The organism is Tritonibacter sp. SIMBA_163, from assembly GCF_046535935.1.
GTDB lineage: Bacteria > Pseudomonadota > Alphaproteobacteria > Rhodobacterales > Rhodobacteraceae > Epibacterium > Epibacterium scottomollicae.
On the sequence record NZ_JAWJBP010000001.1, the window covers coordinates 200,651 to 225,538 of the forward strand.

22 protein-coding genes are annotated in these 24,888 nt (G+C 62.8%); 15 read left to right on the plus strand and 7 right to left on the minus strand.

The window, feature by feature from the left end; genetic code table 11:
- Positions 1-218: 218 nt before the first annotated feature.
- Entirely contained in the window at positions 219-1,640 is a 1,422-nt protein-coding gene (locus tag R0J92_RS00855) for an FAD-binding oxidoreductase (RefSeq protein ID WP_411050400.1), read from the plus strand.
- An 85-nt stretch (positions 1,641-1,725) separates the two neighbouring features.
- On the opposite strand, the gene R0J92_RS00860 is transcribed toward R0J92_RS00855, so the two are convergent.
- The 4 genes from R0J92_RS00860 to R0J92_RS00875 form a co-directional block, all read right to left on the minus strand.
- The gene (locus tag R0J92_RS00860; RefSeq protein ID WP_106162091.1) at positions 1,726-2,208 is read right to left on the minus strand and encodes a fasciclin domain-containing protein; all 483 of its coding nucleotides are present in this window, start codon (positions 2,206-2,208) and stop codon (positions 1,726-1,728) included.
- Between the two features lie 228 nt (positions 2,209-2,436).
- Positions 2,437-2,976, minus strand: a complete 540-nt coding sequence (locus tag R0J92_RS00865) for an adenine phosphoribosyltransferase (protein WP_106162092.1) — start codon at positions 2,974-2,976, stop codon at positions 2,437-2,439.
- A gap of 216 nt (positions 2,977-3,192) precedes the next feature.
- A complete protein-coding gene (locus R0J92_RS00870; protein WP_411050401.1) occupies positions 3,193-4,068 on the minus strand; it encodes an S-methyl-5'-thioadenosine phosphorylase in 876 nt (291 codons plus the stop codon).
- Positions 4,069-4,170: 102 nt separating this feature from the next.
- On the minus strand, positions 4,171-5,820 hold the full coding sequence (locus tag R0J92_RS00875; RefSeq protein ID WP_411050402.1) for a hypothetical protein: 1,650 nt from the start codon (positions 5,818-5,820) through the stop codon (positions 4,171-4,173).
- Between the two features lie 281 nt (positions 5,821-6,101).
- Here R0J92_RS00875 and R0J92_RS00880 point away from each other — a divergent pair, with 281 nt between their 5' ends.
- Positions 6,102-7,736: a SulP family inorganic anion transporter gene (locus R0J92_RS00880; protein WP_106162095.1), complete on the plus strand. Its 1,635-nt coding sequence runs from the start codon at positions 6,102-6,104 to the stop codon at positions 7,734-7,736.
- Positions 7,737-8,005: 269 nt separating this feature from the next.
- Here R0J92_RS00880 and R0J92_RS00885 read toward each other — a convergent pair whose 3' ends face one another.
- Entirely contained in the window at positions 8,006-8,647 is a 642-nt protein-coding gene (locus R0J92_RS00885) for a CatB-related O-acetyltransferase (protein ID WP_106162096.1), read from the minus strand.
- 1 nt (position 8,648) lies between these two features.
- Positions 8,649-9,254: a flavin reductase family protein gene (locus tag R0J92_RS00890; protein WP_411050403.1), complete on the minus strand. Its 606-nt coding sequence runs from the start codon at positions 9,252-9,254 to the stop codon at positions 8,649-8,651.
- A 111-nt stretch (positions 9,255-9,365) separates the two neighbouring features.
- On the opposite strand from R0J92_RS00890, the gene R0J92_RS00895 reads away from it, so the two are divergent.
- From R0J92_RS00895 to rpiB, 6 genes are all read left to right on the plus strand, one after another.
- Complete coding sequence (locus R0J92_RS00895; protein WP_411050404.1) at positions 9,366-9,866, plus strand: GNAT family N-acetyltransferase; 501 nt, start codon at positions 9,366-9,368, stop codon at positions 9,864-9,866.
- 90 nt (positions 9,867-9,956) lie between these two features.
- Complete coding sequence (locus R0J92_RS00900) at positions 9,957-10,721, plus strand: EcsC family protein (RefSeq protein ID WP_411050405.1); 765 nt, start codon at positions 9,957-9,959, stop codon at positions 10,719-10,721.
- Between the two features lie 205 nt (positions 10,722-10,926).
- A complete protein-coding gene (locus tag R0J92_RS00905; RefSeq protein WP_317384125.1) occupies positions 10,927-11,400 on the plus strand; it encodes an NUDIX hydrolase in 474 nt (157 codons plus the stop codon).
- Between the two features lie 81 nt (positions 11,401-11,481).
- Complete coding sequence (locus R0J92_RS00910; protein ID WP_317384124.1) at positions 11,482-11,985, plus strand: DUF1178 family protein; 504 nt, start codon at positions 11,482-11,484, stop codon at positions 11,983-11,985.
- A 55-nt stretch (positions 11,986-12,040) separates the two neighbouring features.
- The gene (locus tag R0J92_RS00915) at positions 12,041-12,682 is read left to right on the plus strand and encodes an SDR family oxidoreductase (protein WP_106162102.1); all 642 of its coding nucleotides are present in this window, start codon (positions 12,041-12,043) and stop codon (positions 12,680-12,682) included.
- Positions 12,683-12,815: 133 nt separating this feature from the next.
- Positions 12,816-13,265 (plus strand): ribose 5-phosphate isomerase B, encoded by a 450-nt coding sequence (rpiB, locus tag R0J92_RS00920; RefSeq protein ID WP_106162103.1) that lies wholly within the window; start codon positions 12,816-12,818, stop codon positions 13,263-13,265.
- Positions 13,266-13,381: 116 nt separating this feature from the next.
- On the opposite strand, the gene R0J92_RS00925 is transcribed toward rpiB, so the two are convergent.
- Positions 13,382-15,157, minus strand: coding sequence for a trypsin-like peptidase domain-containing protein (locus tag R0J92_RS00925; protein WP_411050406.1), 1,776 nt, complete (start codon positions 15,155-15,157; stop codon positions 13,382-13,384).
- 297 nt (positions 15,158-15,454) lie between these two features.
- On the opposite strand from R0J92_RS00925, the gene R0J92_RS00930 reads away from it, so the two are divergent.
- From R0J92_RS00930 to folP, 7 genes are all read left to right on the plus strand, one after another.
- The gene (locus tag R0J92_RS00930) at positions 15,455-16,393 is read left to right on the plus strand and encodes a glycine--tRNA ligase subunit alpha (RefSeq protein ID WP_411050407.1); all 939 of its coding nucleotides are present in this window, start codon (positions 15,455-15,457) and stop codon (positions 16,391-16,393) included.
- A 22-nt stretch (positions 16,394-16,415) separates the two neighbouring features.
- Positions 16,416-16,934: a DUF6446 family protein gene (locus tag R0J92_RS00935; protein ID WP_411050408.1), complete on the plus strand. Its 519-nt coding sequence runs from the start codon at positions 16,416-16,418 to the stop codon at positions 16,932-16,934.
- An 85-nt stretch (positions 16,935-17,019) separates the two neighbouring features.
- A complete protein-coding gene (gene glyS, locus R0J92_RS00940; RefSeq protein WP_411050409.1) occupies positions 17,020-19,260 on the plus strand; it encodes a glycine--tRNA ligase subunit beta in 2,241 nt (746 codons plus the stop codon).
- 160 nt (positions 19,261-19,420) lie between these two features.
- On the plus strand, positions 19,421-21,985 hold the full coding sequence (locus R0J92_RS00945; protein WP_106162325.1) for a putative PEP-binding protein: 2,565 nt from the start codon (positions 19,421-19,423) through the stop codon (positions 21,983-21,985).
- A gap of 170 nt (positions 21,986-22,155) precedes the next feature.
- Entirely contained in the window at positions 22,156-22,800 is a 645-nt protein-coding gene (locus tag R0J92_RS00950; RefSeq protein ID WP_243394914.1) for a cell wall hydrolase, read from the plus strand.
- Positions 22,801-22,951: 151 nt separating this feature from the next.
- On the plus strand, positions 22,952-23,872 hold the full coding sequence (locus R0J92_RS00955; RefSeq protein ID WP_411050410.1) for a dihydroneopterin aldolase: 921 nt from the start codon (positions 22,952-22,954) through the stop codon (positions 23,870-23,872).
- Positions 23,869-24,864, plus strand: coding sequence for a dihydropteroate synthase (folP, locus tag R0J92_RS00960; RefSeq protein WP_411050411.1), 996 nt, complete (start codon positions 23,869-23,871; stop codon positions 24,862-24,864). Before R0J92_RS00955 ends, folP begins: the two co-directional genes overlap by 4 nt.
- The last annotated feature ends 24 nt before the right edge of the window (positions 24,865-24,888 follow it).

Sequence of the window (24,888 nt, forward strand, 5' to 3'; positions counted from 1 at the left end):
CGAGTGATGTGGTGAACTGTACCTTTGGCTGACAAAGCCAAACGGCTGGTGCGGTCTCCAGACAGGAGACCCGCGCCAGTCTACTTGTGCCAACCGTCATGATTTTCTGAGACCAGAGCAAACTGGTATCGCGCCTCTGGCGTGCAGTTGCGCGCGATGCGACCTCGCGGCCCGACTGTGGGCTTGCCTTTGCTGTGCAGATTGCCGATGCAGTGTTCATGAGCCTCAAACCCGCAGATCCCGCCTTTCTCGATGCGCTCTCGGCCCGCCTTCCGGCGGACACGCTGCGCACGCCCGAAACCCGCTATTTGGAAGAGCCCCGCGGGCGCTATAAGGGGCAAGCCGCTGCCGTGGCGCTGCCTCGAAACGTCGATGAGGTCGCCGAAATTATCCGCGCGGCCCACGCGGCGCATGTCGGTGTGATCCCCTACGGCGGTGGCACCGGGCTGGTGGGGGGGCAGGTGATGCCTGACGGTCCGGCACCGATCCTGATGTCCACCGAGCGCATGCGCCAGATCCGCGCCAGCTATCCGGCGGAGAATGTGATCATCGCCGAAGCGGGCGCGGTGCTGGCCGATGTGCAAGCTGCCGCAACAGAGGTGGGGCGTCTGTTTCCGCTGTCCCTCGCTGCCGAAGGTACGGCCCGCATAGGGGGGAACCTTGCGACCAACGCGGGCGGTGTGAATGTGCTGCGCTATGGCAACGCCCGCGATCTTTGCCTTGGTCTGGAGGCCGTCCTGCCGACAGGAGAGATCTGGCACGGGCTGTCGCGCCTGCGAAAGGACAACACCGGGTATGATCTGCGGAACCTGCTGATCGGGGCCGAAGGAACCCTCGGTATCATCACCGCTGCGGCGCTGAAGCTCTCGCCAATCCCTGCAAGCCCGGGCACGGCCATTTTCACCATTCGCGATCCCGCAGCTGCGATAGAGCTGCTGAGCCTTGCCCGCGATGCCGTGGGGGAGGGTGTGAGTGCCTTTGAGCTTATCCACCGTCAGGGTCTGGAGTTTCTCGCCGAGACATTGCCGGATCTGCGGCAACCGTTCGAGACACATCCCGAGTGGTGCGTGCTGATCGAACTTGGCCTCGGCAAGGGGCAGGATGCAGAGGAGGCGCTGGCAGACCTGTTCGGGGCGGCCATGGAGGCTGGTCTGTCCGACGATGGTGTCATCGCTCAGTCCGAGGCACAGCGGCTGTCGCTCTGGTCTCTGCGAGAGCATATCCCGGAGGCCAATCGGCGCATCGGGTCGATCTCCAGTCATGATATCTCCGTGCCGATCTCCCGTATTCCGGAGTTCATTCCGGCAGGCTGGGCGGCGATCACCGACCTTGAGCCAAGTCTGCGGATCAACTGTTTCGGGCACCTTGGCGACGGCAACCTGCACTACAACGTCTTCCCCGGCGCCGGCGACACGCGTGCTGACTTTGAGCATCTGCGCGGCGAGGTGAAACGGATCATTCATGATCTGGTGTTCGAGTTCGGTGGGTCCGTGAGTGCAGAGCACGGCATTGGCCGATTGAAGGTCAGTGATCTTGACCGCTATGGCGATCCGACCAAACTGGCGGCCATGCGCGCGATCAAGAACGCCCTTGATCCACACGGCATCATGAACCCGGGCGCGGTGGTTCCGGGTCTCTGATCCGACAGGCGCAAACCGCAAAAAAAGGGGAGCCCGGAGGCTCCCCTGTCGTACATATCGCTAGATCCGTGAGTGTGGCCGGGTCTTAGCTTCCCGGCATGATGACCTTGTCGATCACATGGATGACGCCATTCGACGCCTCGATGTCGGCCTGGATCACAGAAGCCTCATCGACCATTGCACCACCTTCAATCTTCACGGTGACCTCTTGGCCTTGAACCGTTGCGGCCATCATGCCGTCGGTCAGATCGGAGGACATCACCTTGCCGGGCACCACGTGGTAGGTGAGGATGGACACCAGCTGATCCTTGTTTTCCGGCTTCAGCAGCGTTTCCACGGTGCCGTCGGGCAGCGCCTCAAACGCAGCATCGGTCGGGGCGAAGACAGTGAACGGCCCGTCGCCTTTCAGCGTGTCCACCAGATCAGCCGCCGTTACGGCGGCGACCAGAGTTTCGAAGTCGTCGTTGCCCGCGGCAATGTCGACGATATCCTTGGAATGACCATCAGCAAAGGCAGCGGTGGCGAGGGCGAAGCTTGCAACGGTACCAAAAGCGATCTTGCGGAACATGAAAACTCTCCTGTCATTTGTATCACTGAGGACGCCGCAACCGCGACATCTGTGGGGTACAACGAGACAGGCGCCGCTTTGGATGTGGCGGATGTTTGCCGGTTGGCATTTGACCCATGAAAAAAGCCCCCTAAGCAGGGAGCTTTTTGAATTTCCAGTCACAGATGCGTGTGTACCTGTGATCCTGTGTGAGAATTCTGTGCTGATCCAGCGGCTTTTATGCGGCGTTCAGAGCCCGTCGAATTCGCACAGGACATGCACATCCATCCCAAGCTCTTCGAGATGCTTGCGGCCGCCCAGCTCGGGCAGATCAATGATGAAGGCGCAGGAGATGATCTCGCCGCCGAGCTTTTCGATCAGTTTGATCCCGGCGCCGGCGGTGCCACCGGTTGCCAGAAGGTCATCGACCACGAGGATTTTCTCACCCGCCTGGATCGCGTCCTTGTGCAGTTCGACCACGGCCTCGCCATACTCCAGCTTGTATTCCTGGCTGATAGTTGCGCCGGGCAGTTTACCCTTCTTGCGGATCGGGACAAAGCCGGTGCCCAGCTGGTGGGCGATCGCCCCGCCGAGGATGAAGCCGCGCGCCTCAAGCCCGACCACCTTGTCGATGCGCTGGCCCGCATAGGGGTGCAACATCTGGTCCACTGCCATTCGAAACCCGCGCGGGTCGGCGAATAATGTGGTGACATCCCGGAACATGATCCCTTCATGCGGGAAATCGACAATGGTGCGGATGTAGTCCTTGACGGTCTTCGTCTTGTTCATGGGCGTGTAATCCCTGGCTTTGCTTCGTGATCGGCGCGCCCGACACTCTAGGTCATTCCGAGGGCGCCGCGCCGGTGCGGTTTGACCGAAGCACGTCCGCCATGCAAGCGTCAACGCCTGACGGGCGCGCCAATATCCCTTTACAAAAGGCTCAGGCGCCTGACGCGGATTGCGCGCGCGGGCGCCTGAGCCCTGTGCTCACGGCCTGTGCTCAGATCAGCCAAGCACCCGGCCTGCAACCGCATCCAGCTTGGCCACAAGCGCCGGGTCGCGCTTCTCCGGCGCGGTCATGATGGCATACTCCAGCGCCCGGTCACACTGATGAGGGCAGGGCGCGCGTTCGGCACCAAGAAGCGCTGGCAGCCCCTTCACCAAGGCGCGTCCCTTGTCGGAATTGCCCTGCAACGTGCCGATGATCTCGGTGATATCCACTACGCCGTGATCGGGATGCCAGCTGTCAAAATCGGTGACCATGGCGATGGAGGCATAGCACAGCTCCGCTTCGCGGGCGAGTTTGGCCTCCGGCATGTTGGTCATGCCGATCACATCCGCGCCCCAGACCTCGCGGTACATCTTTGATTCCGCCATTGAGGAGAACTGCGGCCCCTCCATCGCCAGATAGGTGCCGCCGCGGTGGGTCTTGATCCCGGCGGCGCGGGCGGCCTCTTCGCAGGCATCGCTCAGACGCGGGCAGGTGGGGTGCGCCACCGAGACATGGGCAACGCAGCCGGAGGCAAAAAAGCTCTTTTCTCGGGCAAAGGTCCGGTCGATGAACTGGTCGACAATGACAAAATCCCCCGGCGCCATCTCCTCGCGGAAGGACCCGCAGGCGGAGACTGAGATCACGTCGGTGGCGCCCAGTCGTTTCAACGCGTCGATATTGGCGCGGTAGGGCACATCGGTGGGGCTATGCACATGGCCGCGCCCGTGACGGGGCAGAAAGGCCATCTTTACGCCATCAAAGCGTCCGGTCAGGATCTGGTCCGAGGGGGCGCCCCAGGGGCTTTTGACCGTGGTCCATTCCGCGCCCTCCAGCCCGTCGATGTCGTAAATTCCGGAGCCGCCGATCACGGCAATCATCGTTTCGGTCATTTGGATCTCTCCTGCGGGTGTTTGCCGAGCTATGGCCGAGGGCGGCGCGGTTTGGCAAGCGTGGGATGCCTCCGGCGGAGGTATTTGGGAAAAGATGAAGGCTCAGTCGCGGCGGATGATGCCGGTGAGGGCGGCAGCCCCCAGCGCGGTGACGATCCAGCCTGCGGTGGTGAAAACCCAGCGCAGCCACCAGAGGCGATAGCCCCAGGTTCCGCGTTCGGTGGAGGGGGCCCAGGCGTCGGTCTGACCGAATTCGACGATGGGGATCACGACGTCGGCGGCATAGGCGAGGGGGTGGAAGCTTTCCCAATCCTCGCCGGGGATGGCATTGTGTTTTGCCCATTCGGCAGCGGGGTTGGGGATGCTGCCGTCGCGTGCCAGAGCTTGCCAGCTTTCGGAAAGAAGAATGGGGGCGGAGTTGGGAGCGAAGCTGCCCGCGTCCCAGGCCCGTTGGGCTGGAAAGGTTGCGGCGGCAATGAGCAAGATCAGCGCATAGAGGCTGCGTTGAGGTTTGTAGCCATGGGCGGTCAGGACGAGGGAGACGCTGTCTTTTGCACCGAGGGTGAGGCGGCAGATGTCACGCCAGATGCTGTGAAGCCCGGTGCCGAGGTCACCATCGGGCGTGATGTGCAGTTTGGCGCGGGCATCCTGGCGCAGCTTGCGTGCGAGCATGATGCGGACTTGTTGGGCGTCGCTCTCATGGCCCATGTCGTGCAGGGTCTTGGCGAGCTGTTTGTAAGGCTGCGGGAAGAATTCCCCGTTCCAGCGGTCGCCTTTGGCGAGCCAGTCGAGCCGGGTCTTGGCGTCGGTGGGGCCGTTGATTCTGTCATAGGTGAAGCCATCGAGATGCAGCTTGCCCACCGCGGGCCAGCATTGAGCATCATCAACCAAGGTTGAGGTTTTGGCGTCAATTAGATCAAGGCTGCCGTCAATTTTTGCAAGCGCGCGGAGGAAAAGGCCGCCGATGATCTCCGCATCTTGCAGGTTGAGGGCCATGCCATCCGGTGTGTTGAACTTTGCGCAGTTGCAGGTCAACTGCCCACCGATTTTGATGCCATTGAGGTCGACAGATCCATCGAGTGTTGCGGAGCGGAGGAAGAGGTCTCGCTTGACCTCGGCTCCTTGCAGGTTGATGGCCTTACCCTTTGGTGTGTTGAACTTTGCGCCCTCGCAGTCCAACTGCCCACCGATTTTGATGCCATTGAGGTCGACAGATCCATTGAGTGTTGCGGAGCGGAGGAAGAGGCCGTCCTTGACCTTGGCTCCTTGAAGGTTGATGGCCTCACCCTTTGGCGAATTGAAATTTGCGCCCTCGCAGGTCAACTGCCCACGAATGTTGGCCCCGGAGGCCCGCAGCGCGGGGACGCCGCAGGTACGCAGTCGTAGGTTGCTCGCCCATTTTGATCTGGGGGCGAACATTTCATCTTGGAAGCGACAGCCGTTCAGCAGCAGGTTGCCGGGGATGGTGCAATTGGTCAGATCCAGACAGCCGCTGATATATGCGCCGGCCATCATGACGCCCTTTTCGCTGATGTTGCAGCTGTCGCGGTTCAGCAGGATCAGGCGCAGCACCTCAGCGCGGATGTGGCGGGATTCTTGCGCCTCGGTCAGGTTGTGCCAGTCTTCAGGACCCTCGGGGATTTGATCGTGGGGGCCGAGTTCGCAAAACTCGCCTGCCTCGGCGGCGGCTTTGAGTTTCTGCTCTGCCGCGTTTGGGGGCGGGGCGATGTCGTCCCAGGTTTTGAAGTGCATGTGGCTGCTCAAAGTCTCTTGCTGCAATACCCGCAGTCTGCGGAGGTCCGCGCAGGCGAGCAAGGGTTAAGGTGAGGTTCACGGCAGACAGCGCTGCTGACCTATTGTTTCGCGCGCGAAACATTGCGGCAGAAGGGCTGACCTATTGCGCGGGGGCTGCCCTTGGATGTGGCAGGGGAGGCGCTCCGGGGCCTTGTTTTCCTGCCTTCCCTTGTGTCGCGGGGGCATTGACGCTAACAGGCGGTCAAATCTTCCCTCCCGACTTCACAGGTTTTGGTGTCATGACACGCGGCGTTTTCGGTCTTTTGGCCAAGAATATCTCTCCTCCCAATCTCTCCATCATGCAGGATGAGGGCTTTACCGTTGGTCGCGTCCGCACCGAGTTGCTGTCCGGCCTCACGGTGGCGCTGGCGCTGGTGCCCGAGGCGGTGGCCTTTGCCTTTGTCGCCGGGGTGCATCCGTTGGTGGGGCTTTATGCGGCCTTCATGGTGGGGCTGATCACCGCCGTGTTCGGGGGGCGTCCGGGGATGATCTCTGGCGCGACCGGCGCGCTGGCCGTGGTCATGGTGGCGCTGGTGGCGGATCATGGGGTGGAATATCTCTTTGCCACGGTGGTCTTGATGGGGCTGTTGCAGGTGATTGCCGGTGTGATGCATTGGGGCAAGTTCATCCGGCTGGTGCCGCATCCCGTGATGCTGGGCTTTGTGAACGGTCTGGCAATCGTGATTTTCCTCGCGCAGCTGACGCAGTTCAAGAAGCCGGGCACGGTGGAGAACACCGGCCATGGCGCCGGTGGCGGTGAGTGGTTGGCCGGGGGCCAGCTGGCGGTGATGCTGGGGCTGGTGGTGCTGACCATGGCGATCATCTGGGTGATGCCGCGCCTGACCAAGATTATTCCCGCACCATTGGCCGGGATCGGGATTACTGCGGTGATCGTGATTGCCTTTGGCCTCGACGTGCCGCGGGTGGGCGATCTGGCCTCCATCCAGGGCGGTCTGCCGATGTTCCACATCCCGATGGTGCCGCTGAATTTCGAGACCCTGGAGATCATCCTGCCCTATGCGGTGATCCTGGCGGCGATCGGGCTGATCGAAAGCCTGCTGACGCTGAACCTTGTGGGTGAAATCACCGGCAAGCGCGGCGGCGCCAGCCAGGAATGCATCGCGCAGGGGGCCTCCAACATTGCCACCGGTTTCTTTGGTGGCATGGGCGGTTGCGCGATGATCGGCCAGTCGATGATCAACGTGAATTCCGGTGGCCGCACCCGGATCGCGGGCATCGCGGCGGCCTTGTTCCTGTTGCTGTTCATCGTCGCAGCCTCGCCGCTGATCGAGCAGATCCCGCTGGCGGCTCTGGTGGGCGTGATGTTCATGGTGGTGATCGGCACCTTTGCCTGGAACAGCTTCAAGATCATGACCAAGGTGCCCTTGATGGATGCCTTCGTGATCGTGCTGGTGACCGTGGTGACGGTGATGACTGACCTGGCGATCGCCGTTGTGGTGGGGGTGATCGTCTCGGCGCTGGCCTATGCCTGGAACAACGCGCGCCGCATTCATGCGATCACCCGGGATAGCGCCAGCGAGGAGGGCGCCAAGGTCTATGAGATTCAAGGGCCGCTGTTCTTTGGCTCCACCGACGGGTTCATCGAACTGTTCGAGATCGAGAACGACCCGGATGTGGTTATCGTGGACTTTGCCGCCTCGCGCGTGGTGGATCAGTCGGCGCTGCAGGCGATCGAGGCAGTCGCAGGGCGATATGCGGCGGCAGGCAAGACCATCCAATTGCGTCATCTGAGCCGGGATTGCCACGAACTGCTGTCCAAGGCCGGGCATTTGGTAATCGATAGCGATGACGATCCGGAATACGGCGTGGCGGTGGATTACTCGGTGCGTACGGGGATCCTCGGCGGTCACTGAGACCTGCCTTTGCGATTAAAAAAAGGTCGCGGCCCCCGGTGGGGACCGCGGCTTTTTCGTTTTTGGGGCAGGGGCTCGGGTTCACCAAAGCAGCAACCTGCAGAGCCAGCCTCGCCTGTGCCCTGCCTGATGGACCACGTCCCGCCGCGACAAGGAAAATGGCCGCATCCCCGCCCATGCGGGCGCGGAGCCTCGGCAATTTGCCTTGCACGCCGTGCCGTGGTCCATCCATTTGGGGGCGGGCGAGGGTGGCTCCGAAGCAGCAGCGGTCAGTCGGGGGCGAGCGCCTCCAACATATCGAGGTCGCCGGAGGTGATGGCCGGTTCCGCGCGCAGGATCAGCTCTGCCGGCCAGTCCCACCATTTGAGGGTGAGGAGGCGGGCGATCTGCGGCTTGGGAAACCGGTGGCGGGCCACCGTCGCCGGGTTGCCTGTCATGATCGCGTAAGGAGGAACCGTGCCGCGCACCACCGCGCCTGCACCGATGATGGCGCCGTCGCCGATACGAGCGCCGGGCAGGATCATCGCGCCGTAGCCGATCCAGACGTCATGGCCGATCACCGTGTCGCGGGTGTCGGGCTGGAACCCGGCCATCTGGGCGGGATCGAACACCGGGAAGGGAAAGCAGCTGAGCCCCTCCTGCGCGTGGTTGGCCGAGGCGGTGATGAACCTGACCCCATGGGCGATCTGGCAAAACCGTCCGATCCGCAGCCGTTCGCGCGCACCGGCAAAGAGATAGGGCGCCAGGTGGCTGCTCCAGTCCCTGGGCGGGTCGAAATCAGAGGCGTAGGTGTAGTCGCCAACGCTGAAATTCGGGTTCTCCACCACGCGCGATAGCATAACCGTGCCGGTATGGGGCTGGCCATCCGGCAGGATGATCGGGTGGCGCAGATTTGGATCGGGCAGGGGCATCTCAGTCGTCCGGGCGGGTCAGGGAGAACAGATCGCTCACCTTGGCATAATCGCGATAGCCGAGGCGCGACAGCGGCTGGTAGCGGGTGACGTCAAAGATGCCGTCCACCAGGCAATCATCGCGCAGGTGAACGCCGACCACCTCGCCAAAGGCGACCTTGTTGGCCGCGCCCGGCAGGTCGATGATCTGCGTAAGTTTGCATTCCAGCGCCGCTGGAACACCGGCGACCCGGGCGCAATTGATGGTCTCGCAGTCGATGGCCTCCAGCCCGGCATGGGCGAATTCATCCGTGCCCTTGTCCAGGGCAGCGGAGGATTTGTTCATCGCGTCGCGCATGGCGTATTCCACGATGTTGACGCAAAAGACCCCGGTCTCGCGAATATTGGCAATGGAATCCTTGGTGCCGTCCTGATCCGCCTTGGTGGAGGTGGAGGCAAACATCACCTGCGGCGGCACATAAGCCACGGCATTGAAGAAAGAATAAGGTGCCAGATTGTTGACGCCGTCGCCCGAACGGGTGGAGATCCAGCCGATGGGACGCGGGGTGACAACGGCGTTGAATGGGTTGTGGGGCAGGCCGTGGCCGTCCTCGGGGCGGTAGAACATTGCATGTCTCCAAGTGTTTGCCCCAGACTTACGCGCGTGCTAGGGCGAAATCCACCCCCGCGTCGAACCGGCCCCGTGCCTGCGCGACACAGCTGACGGAGCCAGAGAGACGTGATCACCATCGCGGCGGAGATGCCGGAGGATTCCTGGGAGGTCGAAGCCCTCTATGACCTGTGCTTCGCGCCGGGGCGCACGGCGCTGTCGTCCTATCGGCTGCGTGATGACGTGGCGCCTGTGCGCGCATTGAGCCAGGTGGCACGCGACAGCGACGGGATCCTTGCCGGTGCGATCCGCTTCTGGCCGGTGCATGTGGGGGCTGCCGAGGCGCTGCTGCTGGGGCCGGTGGCGGTGCACCCGACGCGGCAGGGCGAGGGCATCGGTGCGGCGCTCATCCGCGACAGCCTGTGGAAGGCGGAGCACAGCCATTGGGACCGGGTGATCCTGGTGGGCGATGCGCCCTATTACAAACGCTTCGGGTTTCAGAAGCTGAGCGGCGTCGAGATGCCGCCGCCAACCAACCCGGATCGCATTCTTGGCCTGAACCTCAATCCCGATGCCTGGACGGGCGTGTCGGGGCTGGTGCGACGTTGGAACGGTGCGGCGCAAGGGTGACAGACCCGGACGTCGCGTGAGCAAGGGCCTTGAAACGCGTGCCCAAACTGCTGATCTGTAAGAGCAGAGCGGCAGGGAAGAGGGCCACGGATGGGCGAAATACTGACACAGGATGCGCGGAACCTCACGGCAACGGATGTCGAGGCGGAGCTGGATGCGATAGCCGCCCGCTACCGCGCCGCCGGGAGTTTTGGCATGCGATTGCTGAACACGCTTGGTGGTGGTGCCGAGGACTTGCTGCAGCGTTTGCCCAAACCGTTGCGCGGGACCGTGGATGTCGCCGTGCAGCAGGCGCTGCATCTGGCGGTCCGAGGTGCCGCCCAGAGCAGGAGGCTGGTGCCCGATCAACCCTCCCAGACCAATCGTTGGGTCAGTACCACCATGGGCATGGTCGGTGGCGCCGCGGGATTGCCGGGCGCGTTGCTGGAGTTGCCTGCCACAACGACCTTCCTGCTGCGCAGCATTCAGGGGGTGGCGGTGGAATACGGGTTTGATCCGGATGCGGAGAATGTGCGCTTTGACGCGATAGAGGTTTTTGCCGCGGCAGGCCCGCTGGCCCATGATGACGGTGCCGATACCGGCTTTCTGACCATGCGCCTGGGGCTGTCGGGGGCTGGCTTGTCACAGCTGATTGCCGCTGTGGCGCCTCGGCTGGCGGTGGCGCTGGGACCAAAGCTTGCAGCGCAGATGGTGCCGGTTCTGGGGGCAGTGGCTGGCGGCAGCGTGAACTACGTTTATGCCGGTTACTATCAGGAAATGGCTCATGTGCATTTTGCCCTGCGTCGCCTTTCACTGGATGCGGATGCGCCCTATCCGCAGATGGTGGAGCGGTTGCAACAGCGGCTGCTGGCCTGATCAGATACCTGCTGCGCCTTGCGCGCTGTCATCCCCCTGAAATGGGGCGCTGCCACATGTTTGAGGAGGCCGCGTGCAATCGGGGCGAGAGCATGTATGGGCAGGAGTGGGCTTGCGGTGGTCGCTCAGGGGCGAGGGTGCGTGCAGCCGTCTCACCGGTTCCGCAATCCAATGACTGCCTGCGCGTTGAAGGGGAGCAAGGCTGATGACGCGACCCCTGAATGGGCAATCATTTCACGGTCATTCCGAAGATGGTCGGCCGCTGCACCAGCAGGTTGGCGCGCTGTGTTATCGGGTGTCGAGCAAAGGGCGCGTCAAGGTTTTGATGGTGACGTCCCGCGGCACCGGGCGTTGGATCCTCCCCAAAGGCTGGCCGATCAATGGTCTGACTGCGGCGCAGGCTGCGGCGACCGAAGCCTGGGAAGAGGCTGGCGTGTCGGGGCAGGTGTTGGATCGGGTGGTTGGACAGTTCACTTACGACAAGGCCCGCGACGGTGCGCCGCCGCTTGCGTGCCGGGTCGATGTGTTCCCGTTGCGCGTCGATGCGCTATCGGCGGATTTTCCCGAATGTACAGAGCGAAAACGCGAGTGGATGTCGCTTGAACGCGCGGCTCTGCAGGTCGATGCGGCGGATGTTTCGGCATTGCTCAGAGCCTTTTCGCCTGACGATCTTGTGTGAACGGGTTACATAGGAAGGATGCTGCCCTTGCAAACACCGCTGAGCCGGTTTTAATCGGCGCTTCCGAGTACGGGACATGAGATGATACGATATGCACTGAAATGCGCTGAGGGACATGGGTTCGAGAGCTGGTTCCAGTCAGCTGCGGCCTACGACAAGCTTGTGGAGGCCAATATGGTTGCCTGTACGCAGTGCGGGTCCACACAAGTGGAGAAAGCGCTGATGGCACCGCGTGTAAGTCCGGGCCGCAAGGCGGCGATGCCAGCGGAGGCGGAACCTTCTCCCTCTGACAGGCCCGCGGTCACGCCAGCTGTGCCAGTGCCGCAAGCGCCGCAACAGGCCGCACCGCTCAGCGCGCCCGCGTCGGATCTGGAAAAGGCAATCACCGAGCTGAAGAAACAGGTCGAGGCCAACTCCGATTATGTGGGCAAGGATTTCGTCAAACAGGCGCGCGACATGCACCTTGGGGACGCGCCCGCCCGCTCCATCCACGGCGAGGCAAAGATTGAAGATGCCAAGGCGTTGATCGACGACGGGGTGCCGGTTCTGCCGCTCCCCTTCACACCGAACCGAAAGATGAACTGAGGCGCTCGACCGGGCATCAGTCATGAATCCACTGAGCAGGAAAAGGAGACCGCCAATGCATGTGGTCGTGACAGGCAGCAGCCGCGGTATAGGGCGTGAGCTGAAAACAAGGCTGGCTGCACGCGGTGACCGTGTGACGGGAACTTCGCGGGATCATTCGTCGGGCACCCGGCTCGATGTGAGCGAACCAGGGCAGCAGGCGCGCTTTGCCGCGCAAATCAAGGGCGACCCAGTGGATCTGTTGATCTGCAACGCGGGCGTCTACCTCGACAAGACAATGAGTATCAGTGACTACACCGCAGAGGTCTGGGCAAAATCACTTGCCGTCAATGTGACCGGCGTATTCCTGAGTGTGCAGGCAATGCTGCCGAACCTGAAGCTCGCCAGTGCTCCGAAAATTGCGATTATTTCCTCTCAGATGGCCAGTCACGCACGTGCACCGGGGGGATCATATGCTTATCGCGCCTCTAAGGCCGCGGCGCTCAACATCGGGCGCAACCTCGCCACGGACCTAAAACCGGAGGGGATTGCCGTTGGCATCTACCACCCCGGCTGGGTCCGCACCGACATGGGGGGCGATGAAGGGGATATCTCGGTTGAGGAAAGTGCCGAGGGTCTGATGCAACAATTCGATGAGCTTACTCTGGAAACCTCGGGCTGTTTTCACACCTGGGACGGGCGAGTTCACGCATATTGATCGTGGCGGACAAGCATGCGCACCACGCGAGGTCTAGGCCTTGCGTGCAAAACCGGGTAAGGCACGCCCGAACCCTCCTAGATCCACCACGGCCGGGCCGCTGCAGGCCCCAGGCAAACGGGACGACTTCAACATGACTGCCAGCAAACGTATCGTACTCTCCAGTGATCACGCCGCCATCGCGCTGCGCCAGACCCTTGCCGAACATATCGCGGCCAAAGGCTGGGAGGTCACCGACCTTGGCCCGACCTCACCCGAAAGCACGCATTACCCGAAACATGGTGAAGCGGCGGCGCGTCATGTGGCGGCTGGCGACAGCGATGTCGGCATCGTGCTGTGCGGCACGGGTCAGGGCATCATGATGGCGGCCAACAAGGTCAAGGGGATCCGCTGCGGCGTCTGCGCGGATGCGTTTTCTGCCCGGATGATCCGCGAGCACAACAACGCCAACATGTTGTCGATCGGCGCGCGTGTGGTCGGCGAAGGGCTGGCACTCGAGATTGTGGATGCCTTCCTGGATGCCGAGTTCGAAGGCGGTCGCCACGCCACCCGTGTCGAGATGATCGACGCGCTGGAGGCCTGACGCCTGCTGTCGGGCGGCATGCCCGGCTCAGTCAGCTGAACAACCGAACAAGAAAAAAGGCTCCCGAAGTGATCTTCGGGAGCCTTTGTCATGTCAGGGATGCGGACGGAGCCTTATCACTCCCAGCAGCTGACCAGCGTGGTGAGGCCTGTGGCCTCTCGCTGAAGCAACGACAGGGGTAGCTCGCCGGTGGCCGCAGCTTCGGTCGCGGGCAGGCCAACACCGGCCTTGTCCAATGCCATGCGGATCACTTCGCCTTTCAGCGCGAAACGCACACCCTCTGGCAGCACCGGACCATCTGAGGCTTCCGGCAGCAACATGCCATGCACGGTGCCTTCCTTGTCCAGAAGGGGGCCGCCTGCATCGCCGGGCTGAGCTGTCAGCTCCAGACGGGCCAGATAGCTTTCGCCCTGCAGCCCCTGAAGGTCGCTCAGCGATCCCCAGGTGAGGCTTGGAGCACCAAGCACGCCGCCGTAGGAGTAGCCCGAAACCGCCAGCGCGCTGCGCAGACGGGGTGTGTTTGCCGCAAGCGGTGCGGTGGCCATCGGGGACAGCGCCTCTGTCGGCTTCAGCACGGCAATGCCGGCCTCGCCATCGGCCAGCAGCACATCTGCACTGACGTCACGGTCAATGGTCACGCGACCGCAGCCGTTGACCACATCTGCCGTGGTCACGACAACACCATCCCCGGTCACGAAGAAGCCGCTGTGTGACAGGCGCGGTTTGCGGATTTCCAGACCGGAGACCAGATCGATGGACTGCGCGTCCTCCATGCCCTCTGCCGGATCAAGCACGCCGTCGAGCCGGGTAAAGCTTTGTTGCATGGCGGAGAGGATACGCCCGCGACGGGCCTCGTCACCAGCCGGCCAGACAAGGGTAAAGCCCTTGATCTCGCCATTGTCCAATCGCGCTTCGGTGTAGGAGACGATCTCACTGTTGCGCCCCTCAAGCGTGAAGCGGTCACCGGAGCGCTCGCGCGGCCCTTCCAGCGGCACGATTTCCAGTGTCTGCATGATGTCATACAGACCATAAAGCGTGCGACGGTCGCCTGGTTGCGAAATCAGCAGGACCCGGGCGCCAAGGTCCCCGGCGGGGTCAAAATGCGCGAAGGGCGGTTCGTAGCGGCTGAAGGCGACCTCGTTCAACGGCAGATCCAGCGTGATGCCTGCTGCTTCGTCGGTATATGACGCCATGCCAGTGGAAATCAGCGGTGCGTTGTATTCATCCATCAACGCCTTGCGCTGCAGGGTGGTCAGGACGCCGGTGGGTTCAAAACCGCGCGCGAGCTGCCAGTCGGACATCGAGGCACGGGTGCCGCGCCCGAATGCGCCGTCAATGCCGGAGGAATAGAACCCGGCGGCCTTCAGTGCGACCTGAAGGTCCATGCGCTCTTCACGCGACAGGGCGCGTTCACTGCGGCGGGCCTCGGCCGGTGTTTCATCTGCAACAGCGATTTCCGGCTCCGGGGCCAGCGGGGGCTCCGTCACCGTGTCGTCGTCAGATGTCGACGAAATGACTGGCGCAGTGGAGGGGGCGTCAGTCTCGGCGCCAACCGGATAGAAACGGGTGCGGAAGTTGCTGGAGAAGGTGATGAAGCTGTCACGCGGGATTTGCCCTTCGGCGCGGTAGACACGCAGCACCTGTTCGGCGTCGGGACGGGCATAGGGGCCGACCACGATGCCGTACCAGCCGCCGCCCAGGGCATAGCCGGAGACGTCCGGCAGGCGGGCGGCAAAGTCGCGGGCCTCGTCCTGCGCCTCGCGAAGTGAGGGACGGGCCGCCACCTGGATCCAGACGCCACCCGCGTCGGATTGCTGTGCCTGCACGAGGCCCGGAAGCGCCGCGAGGCAGACGGTCAATGCCCACAAAAGCGAGGCAAATAGGTTCTTCATTGTTTAACCTCTGTACGAAGAGACGGAATTAGTTCGCGGCGCAGGTAACCATCTTGCGCCCGAAAAGGAAACGGCGAGAAACCGCACATATGCAGGTAAAGTGCGTTTGTTTCTCATCTTCGACACATCAGGACGAATTTTCCCCCTGCCGTGAGGCTTCGGGTGGCCTGCTGCGCACGGGGCCGTTGACCCCGCCGGGGGGCTTGCATAGGAAGACGGTCGAACATTGCACCGTCTGTGCTGGCCCTGCGTGGCTTGATGGAGGCGGGCGCGCCGATGCCGCCGAAGGGAAAAGACATGACCCAGACCACCGCCCCGCGTTCGTTTCAGGAGATCATCCTGCGTTTGCAGACCTATTGGGCCTCCAAGGGCTGCGCCATCCTGCAGCCCTACGACATGGAAGTCGGCGCGGGCACCTTCCATCCGGCGACCACCCTGCGTTCCCTCGGCAGCAAGCCCTGGGCGGCGGCCTATGTGCAGCCCTCGCGCCGCCCCACCGACGGGCGCTATGGCGAGAACCCGAACCGCTTGCAGCATTACTACCAGTATCAGGTGCTGATCAAACCCAGCCCGCCGGAGCTGCAGGAGCTGTACCTCGGCTCCCTGCAGGCGATCGGCGTCGACATGGAGTTGCACGACATCCGCTTTGTCGAGGACGACTGGGAAAGCCCGACGCTGGGCGCCTGGGGGCTGGGCTGGGAGGTCTGGTGCGACGGTATGGAAGTCAGCCAGTTCACCTATTTCCAGCAGGTCGGCGGCCATGACTGCCACCCGGTATCGGGCGAGCTGACCTATGGTCTGGAGCGTCTGGCGATGTATATCCTTGGCGTCGATCACGTGATGGACATGCCGTTTAACGATCCGCAGTCACCGCAGCCGTTGAGCTATGGTGACATCTTCAAGCAGACCGAGGAAGAATACGCCCGCTGGAACTTCGACGTGGCCAACACCGAGGTTCTGCTGCGTCACTTCGAGGAGGCCGAGGCCGAATGCGCCTCCATCCTGTCGCAGGAGCATATCGACCCGAAGACCGGCAAACGCATCATTATGGCGCATCCCGCCTATGACCAATGCATCAAGGCCAGCCATATCTTCAACCTGCTGGACGCGCGCGGTGTGATCTCCGTCACCGAACGTCAGGCCTATATCGGCCGGGTGCGCACATTGGCCAAGCAATGCGCCGATGCCTTTGTGCTGACCGAAGCGGGTGGGTTCACCAACGAGAGTGCGGCCTGAATGGCCCGGGGGAAAAGCTGATATGACTGGCAAGATCCTGTCACTCATCCTCGTTGTCTCCGGCCTCGCGGCGGGGATCGCGATGTATTACCTGCAGGTTTACGGCTACTATGATGATGTGGCCGCGCGACCGGGCGAGGACGTGCTGCTGCTGCCGATCGGCGGCGAGACGCCCGAGCCCATTGGCTATGGGGATTTTGAGGCGATCGATGCGGACAGCTCTCCGATCCGCTACCGAGCCTGCTTCACCACGCCGCTGAAACCGGCAGAGGTGGCGCAGCTCTACGAGATTTCCGAGGCGCGCGATCCGCGCAACGCCCCGGGCTGGTTCAACTGTTTCGATGCCGCTGCCATCGGCCAGGCACTGCGCGACGGGCGGGCGACGGCGTTTATCTCTGAAAAGAACATCGAATTCGGCGTCGACCGCGTTGTGGCCATCACCGAAGATGGCCGGGGCTATGTCTGGCACGAACTGAACAACTGTGGCGAGAAGGCTTATGACGGCACCATCGTGGGCGAGGAATGCCCCAAGCGGCCGTAAACCGACCGATGGGCGCAGCCGCGCCCGTCGCCACATCTTTTTTCGCCGTGAACGCACGGCAGATCCGAACCGTTGAGGACACGTAATGGCTGATCTTCTGATCGAACTTTTCTCCGAGGAAATCCCGGCCCGCATGCAGGCGCGCGCGGGTGAAGACCTGAAGAAACGGATGACCGACGGTCTGGTCGAGGCGGGTCTGACCTATGCGGGTGCCCATGCGCTGACCACGCCGCGCCGCCTGACGCTGGCGATCGAGGATCTGCTGGAGCATTCCCCCACCGTGCGCGAAGAGCGCAAGGGCCCCAAGGTGGGCGCACCCGACAAGGCCATCGAGGGGTTCCTGCGGGGCGCAGGCGTGAGCCGCGATCAGCTGGAAGAGCGCGATACCCCCAAGGGCGCGGTCTATTTCGCGACCATCGAAAAACCGGGACGCCCTGCGGCGGAGATCATTGCCGAGGTGCTGGAAGACACCATTCGCAACTTCCCCTGGCCCAAGTCCATGCGCTGGGGTGCGGGGTCCTTGCGCTGGGTGCGTCCGCTGCATTCGATCCTCTGCCTGCTGTCGCGCGAAGACGGCAGCGAGGTGGTGGCGCTGGACATCGACGGCATCAAGTCGGGCGACAGCACGGCCGGGCATCGTTTTATGGCTCCGGCGCGGTTCTCCGTCACCGGATTTGAGGACTACGCTGCAAAGCTGAAACGCGCCTTTGTGGAACTGGACCCCAAGGAGCGCGAGGCGGCGATCTGGCAGGATGCCACCAATCAGGCCTTCGCCTCCGGCCTTGAGGTGGTGGACGACAAAGGCCTTCTGACAGAGGTTGCCGGTCTGGTGGAATGGCCCGTGGTCCTGATGGGGTCCATTGACGCGGAATTCCTCGACCTGCCGCCGGAGGTGCTGCAGACCTCGATGAAGGAACACCAGAAGTTTTTCTCGGTGAAGAACCCCAAGACGGGCCGGATCGAGAAGTTCATCACCGTCGCCAACCGCGAGACGGCGGATGATGGCGCGACCATTCTGGCGGGCAACCAAAAGGTGCTGAGCGCCCGTCTGGCGGATGCGAAGTTCTTTTGGGAAAACGATCTGCGCATCGCGAAATCCGAGGTCGGCATGGAAGGCTGGCTGGAGAGCCTGTCCAATGTGACCTTCCACAACAAGCTCGGCACGCAGGCCGCACGGATCGACCGGATCGCGGCGCTGGCGCGCGAAATCGCCCCCGTCGTGGGCGCGGATGTGGATCTGGCGGAACAGGCGGCGAAGGTCGCCAAGGCGGACCTCAGCTCCGAGATGGTCTATGAGTTCCCCGAACTGCAGGGGTTGATGGGGCGCTACTACGCGGAGGCCGCAGGTCTGCCGCAAGAGGTCGCCAATGCCTGCCAACAGCATTATTCGCCGCTGGGCCCCAGCGATGAGGTGCCGACAGAGCCAGTATCGGTCGCCGTGGCGCTGGCCGACAAGATCGACACGCTGACCGGGTTCTGGGCGATTGATGAAAAGCCCACCGGGTCCAAAGACCCCTATGCGCTGCGCCGGGCCGCGCTGGGTGTGATCCGGCTGGTGCTGGAGAATGATTTGCGTGGTGGGCTTGATCGGTTTTTCGATGCACAATTGTTGAGGCATGAAATTTCGGCGCATCACCCAAAAGGCTCACTTGGCGAGGCCATGCTGCAGACTCTCTTGGTTGAGATTGCCAAGAATGGTGCGTTTGGTTTGGCTTTCCGAGCAGTTCAAGGTGAAGTCCTAGGGGGGACAGATCTTCCATCTCCGATTGAGAACCTGGATCAGAAGATTCCCGATACATCGACCGACCTCCTCTCCTTCTTCCACGACCGTCTAAAAGTCTTCTTGCGCGATCAGGGTATTCGTCATGATGTGATCGACGCCTGTATCGCGATGGAGGGTAATGACGACCTGACGCTTTTGGTGAAACGCGCCCGGGCGCTGGAGGAATTCATGTCCTCCGAGGATGGCGGCAATCTGCTGCAAGGGTTCAAGCGCGCCAACAACATCCTGTCTCAGGCCGAGGAAAAGGACGGGGTTGAGTACTCCTATGGGGCCGACAAGAAATTCATCGAGGACCCGGCAGAGACCGCCTTGTTTGATGCGCTTGCAGCGGGCGAGGGGGCGATCTCCTCGGCCATCGAGGCCGAGGATTTCGCGGCCGCCATGGGCGGCATGGCCGCACTGCGCGCGCCGGTGGATGCGTTTTTCGAGGCAGTGCAGGTGAACTCCGACAATTCCGTGGTGCGCCGCAACCGGCTGAACCTGTTGAGCCAGATCCGCAAGGTCTGCGGCCAGGTTGCTGACCTCAGCCGCATCGAAGGCTGACACCCGTCTGCCATGCGCTGAACCCGCGGCCCTCGCCCAATCCGGCGGGGGCCTTTTTGTTGCAGCTGCGGCATGGTTCCCCTTGCAGGGGCGTTTGCCATCATTATGCTCGACCCTACGGAGGATTGCTGCATTGCAGAAACAGACAGGGGACGCGCGCATGGACGATATCTCGAAGGCCACGCTGATCACGTCCACGGCGCCGATTGCCAACCATAGTCACGGCGGGCGGGCGAAATGCCTGCAGCGGCTGGTGCGGCTGAAGCTGCCGGTGCCGCAGACCGTGGCGCTGTCGTTTGATGCGGTGCATGCGATCGCTGAAGGGTATATGGTCGACGTCAAGGCGATCCTGTCCGAACTGCGCCCGGATGCGCTGTTGTGCGTGCGGCCCTCCTCGGAAGATCCGGATTGGGGTGGCCCCGGCGCGGTGCTGAACATCGGTATGAATGACGCGCGCTACGTGGATCTGAGCGACACGCTGGGCGCGGATGCGGCGGCGGCGCTCTATCTGCGGTTTGTGCAATCCTATGCAGTGCATGTGGCGCGGCTTGACCCGGATGTGTTCGAGGATGTCGAGGACGGCGGCCCCGATGCGCTGAGCGAGATGCTGCAGGCCTATGAGGCCGAGGCCGAAGAGCCGTTTCCGCAGGATCCGGGCGAGCAGCTGGCGGCGGTTTTGCGGACCATGGCGCGGGCCTGGGAAGGCACCTCGGCGCGTCTGTTGCGGGCGGCCAAGGGCGCGCCGGAGGATGCGGGCCTTGGTCTCGTGGTGCAGGAGATGGTGCCGGGGCTTGGGCAGGGGGAATGCGGCTCGGGCGTGCTTCAGCTGGTGAACTCGCAGACCGGCTTGCCGCAGATTACCGGGCGTTACCTGAGCCAGAGCCAGGGACGCGATGCGCTGGGCAGCGATGCGGAGTCGATCTATCTGGAGCAGGATGATCGCGGTCCGTCACTGGAAGAACTCGCCCCCGAAGCCTTTGCCGAGCTGAAGGTGCACGCGGCCCTGATGCGCGAGAGACTGCGTGCCGAAATGCAGGTGGAATTCGTCATTGAAAACGGGCGCGTGCATATCCTCGACGGGATGCGGGTGACACGGTCTGCGCGGGCAGCTGTGCGGATCGCGGTGCGCCTGGCCGAGGACGGGATTATCTCGGCTGAAGAAGCGGTGATGCGGGTGAATGCGCATTCCCTCAATGAACTGTTGCACCGACAGGTGGATCCCGACGCCAAGCGCGATGTGATCGGCAGCGGGATCGCCGCCAGCCCCGGTGCCGCGACCGGGCGGCTGGTGTTCACGGCGGCAGAGGCGCAGGCCAGCAAATCGCGTGGGGAACCGTGCATTCTGGCGCGGCGCGAGACCTCGCCCGAGGATGTGCGCGGCATGCATGCGGCGGCGGGGGTACTCACTGAAAAAGGCGGTATGACCAGCCATGCTGCGGTCATCGGGCGCGGGCTTGGTCTGCCCTGCATCGTGGGCGCGTCCAGTCTGCGGTTTGACAGCCGTCGCAAGCAGTTGACCGCACCGGATGGGCGCATCTTCAAGGCGGGCGAGACGATAACGGTCGACGGAACCTCCGGCCAGCTGCTGGTGGGGGAGCCTGCGATGACCGAGGCGGCAGAAGACGATGCTTTGCTGACGCTGATGGGCTGGGCGGATGCGGCGCGCGACATCGATATCCGTGCCAATGCCGACACGCCCGCAGATGCCCAGACCGCGCGCAACTTCAATGCGCAGGGGATCGGGTTGTGTCGCACCGAGCATATGTTCTTTGATCCCGGTCGCCTGACGGTGATGCGGGAGATGATCTTTGCCGAGACCTCCTCGGGGCGGGCGGCAGTGCTGGCGCGTCTTCTGCCGATGCAGCGCAATGATTTCCGCGAGCTGTTTCGCATCATGGAGGGGCTGCCGGTCTGCATCCGTCTGTTCGACCCGCCCCTGCACGAGTTCCTGCCCACCACAACCGCCGGTCAGCGCGAGCTCTCCGAGGCGCTGGGCCTGCCGGTCAGCGATGTGACGCGCCGTGTGGAGGAGATGGGCGAATATAACCCGATGCTGGGTCTGCGCGGCGTACGCCTTGGGGTCACGGTGCCCGAGATCTATGACATGCAGGCGCGGGCGATTTTCGAGGCCACGTTGGACGCATCGCGCGACGGCGACCCGGTGGTGCCGGAGATCATGATCCCGCTGGTGTCGGCCAAACGCGAAGTGGAGCTGGTCAAGACCCGCATTGATGCGGTGGCCGCTGCGGTGAAATCCGAGCGTGGCGTCGATTTCACCTATCGCCTCGGGGTGATGGTCGAGACACCGAGGGCCGCGTTGCGGGCCGATGAGATCGCGGTGCATACCGCCTTCATGAGCTTCGGCACCAATGACCTCACGCAAATGACCTATGGTCTGTCTCGCGACGATGCGGGGCGGTTCATGTCGGATTATGTGCAGCAGGGCGTGTTCCCCGAGGATCCGTTCCATGTGCTGGATGTGGATGGTGTCGGCGAGTTGCTGCAGCTGGGCGCACAGCGCGGGCGGTCGGCGAAGCCTGACATCACGCTGTCGATCTGTGGTGAACATGGTGGCAACCCCGAATCGATTGCGTTTTGCCGCGCCGCGGGGTTCGATTACGTCTCCTGCTCGCCGTTCCGTGTCCCTGTAGCACGTCTGGCCGCAGCGCAGTTGGCGATCGCGGACAAGACAGGCCAAAATGTGCCTACATACTTAAAAAGGTAATGAATTCAGGATCATCCTATCGCGCCCTCCGCATCGGCGTTGTGCTCTAAGCCTTCGAGCATAGCAGCTATACGTCCGGTCGGCTGGACGTTTTGAAGCATTTCCGTTACCCGGTGCCGTCGCTGGCGGTCGGAATGCCGCTGCGTGCAGTTGGACCGGGGGTACCCTGAATGAAACGGAATCTGATGTGGGCCGCAGTGATCGCGGCAACACTAGGCGGTAGCATGGCCTCTGCTGACATGGGGCTGGATGCGCTTTTCAAACAGGAGCAGTCGACGCTTCAGGCCGCACCGAAGGAACGCATGTTGCGCTTTCTCGGGGGCAAGCGCCAGACGCGCACCAAGAATGTCACCAAGGTTCAGTACACGCGTGCCTTCCTTGATACGCGCCCGGAGGCGACCGGCGGCAGTGAATTTGCCTGCCTTGCGGAAGCGCTCTATTTCGAGGCCCGGGGCGAGACCGTGCAAGGTCAATTCGCCGTGGCCGAGGTGATCCTGAACCGGGTGAAAAGCGCGCAGTTCCCGAATACCATCTGCGGCGTGATCAATCAGGGCACGGGGCGCAAGTACCAGTGCCAGTTCACCTACACCTGCGACGGTATCAAAGAGGTCATCGCCGAGCCGCGTGCGTTTGAGCGTGTGGCCAAGGTGGCGCGCCTGATGCTGGATGGTGTGAAGCCAAAGCTGACCGAAGGCGCCACCTACTACCACACCACGGCAGTGAAACCGCGCTGGTCACGCAGCTTCACCAAGACCGCGCGTATCGGCGTGCATCTTTTCTACCGCGACGAGCGTTACCGCACCGCATCGAACTAAGACCCCGCATTTTGCGTGCCAGTGTTGGAAAAGCGCCGCTTTCCGTCTCTGGCACGGCGGGTCTGGGCCTGTTATCTGCTTTGAACGGACATAAACCTGTGACTCCTGACACAGTCGCCCGTTACGTTCAAAGCCAGACAAAGGCCACGCCATGAGTTCCGATATACATCTCGCCTTCGCGCATCCATCCGAGCGATCTGCCGCGACTGCGCGCCCCGGTCCGCTGGACCGGATCTCTTTGCGTGACCATATCGTCGAGGTGGAGATCGGCGCATTCCAGCAGGAACGCGGCACCACCCAGCGGGTGTGTTTCAACGTGGTGGTGGAGATCGCGCCATTGCCGGCGGATCTGGACGACGACGTGGACCGGATCCTGTCTTATGACAAGGTGACCGAGGCGATTGCCCATGAGCTGGCGCGGGAACGTCTGGCGCTGCTTGAAACTCTGGCCGAACGGGTGGCAGAGCGCATCCTGTGGGAGCCGCAGGCCGTGCGTGCCTTCGTGCGTATCGAAAAGCTGGATCGCGGACCCGGGGCGTTGGGTGTCGAGGTAGTGCGGTCCTCGGATCAGGTGACCCATGAGGGTGAGGAGGATGTGAAGCCACATCCCCGGCTGATGTTCCTGTCCAATGCGGCGATCAACAGCGCTCATCTGAACAATTGGATTGACCAGATGGAGTGCCGCGAGCGCCCGCTGATCCTCTGCGTGGGCGCACACGAACTTGCCGTGCCGCAAACCGGGCACAAATGGACCCAGCGTCGCATTGATCTGCTGGCGATCGAGCAGAATGCCTGGCGTCTGGCGGCAAAGGATCCCCGTTGCGTCGTGGTCGAGACCCGCACCGAGTTGGACTGGGCAATGAAGAACGAGCAGATCTGTGTCTGGGCGCCGTCCAAGATCGTGCTTGATGCGGTCGAAGGACCGAGCGAGCCGCCGTCGAATGCGGTTGCACTTGCGGCCTGGTTCGCTTCTACTTTTGAAGCTGAAGAAATGATCGTGATTGGCGCAGAACTGCCGGACAACCCCGGTGTTCCCCTGCGCGCCCATGCTGAGGAGCACAAGACCCTGTGAGTTATTACCGTCCTTTGGTTCGTCATGGTGATGCGCGTCCTGAGGGCGCCATTCACCTCGCCGGTAGCGCGCTCTGGTTTACCGAGGTCGAAGTTCTGGATCGCAGTGCCCCGCCGCGCATCGTGCCGGCGGGATTGCTGCCGGAAGAGATCCGGCTCCGCCTGATGAGCCGTCGTGCCACAATCGCCGGCTTGGATATGACCCAGCCGCAGATCATGGGCATCCTGAACGTCACACCCGACAGTTTCTCCGATGGTGGCAAGCATGACGAGCTGTCAGCGGCCCGCGATGCGGCGCTGCAGATGGTGGCTGATGGCGCCTCGATCATCGACATCGGCGGCGAAAGCACCCGCCCCGGCGCGGTCGAAGTTGAGGAAATGGAAGAGATCACCCGCACCGCGCCGGTGATCGCCGCCCTGCGCGACGCCAGCGCCGTGCCGATCTCGATCGACACCCGCAAGGCCACAGTGGCGATGGAGGCGCTGGAAGCGGGCGCTTCGCTGGTCAATGATGTCTCAGGCTTCACCTTCGATGCGGCCTTGGCCCCCCTGGCGGCACAGGCCGGTGTACCGGTCTGTGTGATGCATGCGCAGGGCGACCCGCAAACGATGCAGAAAGATCCGCACTACGACAATGTGGTGCTGGACGTCTATGACTTCCTGTCCGCGCAGGTGGATCAGCTGGAGGCCATCGGCGTGCTGCGCGAGCAGATCGTGATCGACCCGGGCATCGGCTTTGGTAAGAGCGAGGCGCATAATCTGGCGCTGCTGCGCAATCTCAGCGTTTTTCACGGCATAGGCTGTCCGATCCTGCTGGGCGTCTCTCGCAAGGGTTTCATCGGAACCATCGGCAAAGCACCGCAGGCCGAGGCCCGCGCTCCGGGTTCCATCGCGGTGGGTCTTGCGGGCGTTGCCCAAGGCGTGCAATTGCTAAGGGTGCATGATGTTGCCGAAACCGCCCAAGCGTTGCGCCTGTGGCAGGCGACACGATAACAGACTTTGGCGGCTGTCGGCGTG

Coding starts and splice junctions, on each gene's coding strand:
- R0J92_RS00950 (WP_243394914.1), top strand. CDS start 22,156: ATGAAACGGAATCTGATGTGGGCCGCAGTGATCGCGGCAACACTAGGC.
- R0J92_RS00930 (WP_411050407.1), top strand. CDS start 15,455: ATGACCCAGACCACCGCCCCGCGTTCGTTTCAGGAGATCATCCTGCGT.
- R0J92_RS00875 (WP_411050402.1), bottom strand. CDS start 5,820: ATGCACTTCAAAACCTGGGACGACATCGCCCCGCCCCCAAACGCGGCA.
- R0J92_RS00935 (WP_411050408.1), top strand. CDS start 16,416: ATGACTGGCAAGATCCTGTCACTCATCCTCGTTGTCTCCGGCCTCGCG.
- R0J92_RS00870 (WP_411050401.1), bottom strand. CDS start 4,068: ATGACCGAAACGATGATTGCCGTGATCGGCGGCTCCGGAATTTACGAC.
- glyS (WP_411050409.1), top strand. CDS start 17,020: ATGGCTGATCTTCTGATCGAACTTTTCTCCGAGGAAATCCCGGCCCGC.
- R0J92_RS00915 (WP_106162102.1), top strand. CDS start 12,041: ATGCATGTGGTCGTGACAGGCAGCAGCCGCGGTATAGGGCGTGAGCTG.
- rpiB (WP_106162103.1), top strand. CDS start 12,816: ATGACTGCCAGCAAACGTATCGTACTCTCCAGTGATCACGCCGCCATC.
- R0J92_RS00890 (WP_411050403.1), bottom strand. CDS start 9,254: ATGTTCTACCGCCCCGAGGACGGCCACGGCCTGCCCCACAACCCATTC.
- R0J92_RS00945 (WP_106162325.1), top strand. CDS start 19,421: ATGGACGATATCTCGAAGGCCACGCTGATCACGTCCACGGCGCCGATT.
- R0J92_RS00910 (WP_317384124.1), top strand. CDS start 11,482: ATGATACGATATGCACTGAAATGCGCTGAGGGACATGGGTTCGAGAGC.
- R0J92_RS00865 (WP_106162092.1), bottom strand. CDS start 2,976: ATGAACAAGACGAAGACCGTCAAGGACTACATCCGCACCATTGTCGAT.
- R0J92_RS00880 (WP_106162095.1), top strand. CDS start 6,102: ATGACACGCGGCGTTTTCGGTCTTTTGGCCAAGAATATCTCTCCTCCC.
- R0J92_RS00955 (WP_411050410.1), top strand. CDS start 22,952: ATGAGTTCCGATATACATCTCGCCTTCGCGCATCCATCCGAGCGATCT.
- R0J92_RS00855 (WP_411050400.1), top strand. CDS start 219: ATGAGCCTCAAACCCGCAGATCCCGCCTTTCTCGATGCGCTCTCGGCC.
- R0J92_RS00925 (WP_411050406.1), bottom strand. CDS start 15,157: ATGAAGAACCTATTTGCCTCGCTTTTGTGGGCATTGACCGTCTGCCTC.
- R0J92_RS00860 (WP_106162091.1), bottom strand. CDS start 2,208: ATGTTCCGCAAGATCGCTTTTGGTACCGTTGCAAGCTTCGCCCTCGCC.
- R0J92_RS00885 (WP_106162096.1), bottom strand. CDS start 8,647: ATGCCCCTGCCCGATCCAAATCTGCGCCACCCGATCATCCTGCCGGAT.
- R0J92_RS00905 (WP_317384125.1), top strand. CDS start 10,927: ATGACGCGACCCCTGAATGGGCAATCATTTCACGGTCATTCCGAAGAT.
- R0J92_RS00900 (WP_411050405.1), top strand. CDS start 9,957: ATGGGCGAAATACTGACACAGGATGCGCGGAACCTCACGGCAACGGAT.